Here is a 1,346-nt window from a genome sequence, read left to right on the forward strand (position 1 = left end):
TCCCTATGGCCCCAGCCCCGCCGCCCGCCGCGCGGCCCTCAAGGCGCTGGACGAGACGCCCTATTATGCCTGGTCGCTGGAGCCGCCGCTGGTCGAGGCGATCGCCAGGCGCGAGGGCGTCAGCCCCGACAGCGTCGGCCTGTGCAACGGCTCGCTGGAGGCCCTGTCGCTGCTGTCGACCGTCTTCAGCAAAACCGGCCCCATCGTCGCCCCGCAGCCGACCTATGCCACGCCCCTGCTCTATGCCCAGCGCCAGGGGGCCGTGCTGGACTGGATCCCCGTCACCGCCGATCACCAGATGGACCTGCCGGCCCTGGCCAAAAAGGCGGCGGGCGCGGGCTGCGTCTATGTCTGCAACCCCAACAATCCGACCGGCCTGCTGGCCGACCCCGACGCCCTGCGCGCCTTCTGCATCGCGGCCAGCAAGAGCGCGCCGGTCATTGTCGACGAGGCCTATATCGAGATCAGCCCCGACCCGGTCCGCCACTCGATGCTGGACCTGGTGCGGGACGGGCACGACGTGATCGTGGCCCGCACCTTTTCCAAGGTCTATGGCATGGCCGGCCTGCGGGTCGGCTTCATCCTCGCCCGGCCCGAGCGGGTCAGGCAGCTGAAAAGCCTGATCCCGACCCACAAGGGCCGCCCGGGTCTGGCCGCCGCCCTGGCCTGCTACGGCGATGCCACCTATCTCGCCGGCACCAGGGCCTATCTCGAAGGCTGCCGCGAGAAGATCTACGCGATCTGCAAGGCCAATGGCCTGACCTGCCTGCCCTCGCACGCCACCTATGTCTTCGTCGACACGGGCAAGCCCAACCTCGCCTTCCAGAAGACCCTGGCGTCGATGGGCGTCGAGGTCCGCGTCTTCGACAGCCCCGCCCACCCCACCTGGATCCGCGTCGGCACCGCCAGCCCGGCGGAGCTGGACGTGTTTGCGCAGGTGCTGCCCCAGGCGCTGAAGGTTTGAAGCCGCTGGCTCCGTCGTTTTTCCCTCGTCATCCCGGGCCCTGTGCCCGGGACCCATTTGTCCGCCGCAGGGGCGAAAGCGTGGCGCGCCGGCGCGCCAGGGCCCTTCACCGTCAGCTGAACGATGGGTCCCGGGCACAGGGCCCGGGATGACGGGTGATTTGGAAAGGGGAGCCAGCCTTCAAGACACGGCTTCGCCCCCTCGCGCCAGACGGCTGCGAGGATCGGGGAGGCGGCGGAGCGTCCGGGCCAAACCCGGAGATGTAATCAAGGAGTACCGTTTCAGCCTGGGCCGGAGCGCTCCGCGCGGCTGGTGGACGAAAGCCCCCGGGGCGCGGGGTTTTAACCCGCTCCCGAACTCGGCCTCCGGCGGGCGGCGGGGC

General features: G+C 70.1%; 1 protein-coding gene. It reads left to right on the forward strand.

Going from position 1 to position 1,346, the window contains the following annotated elements; translation table 11 throughout:
• The coding region (locus DBR10_RS14300; RefSeq protein ID WP_108556450.1) for a pyridoxal phosphate-dependent aminotransferase at positions 1-964 on the forward strand (964 nt) is incomplete at its 5' end.
• Positions 965-1,346 lie beyond the last annotated feature (382 nt).

This window comes from Caulobacter sp. HMWF025, assembly GCF_003060965.1.
Taxonomy (GTDB): Bacteria; Pseudomonadota; Alphaproteobacteria; order Caulobacterales; family Caulobacteraceae; genus Caulobacter.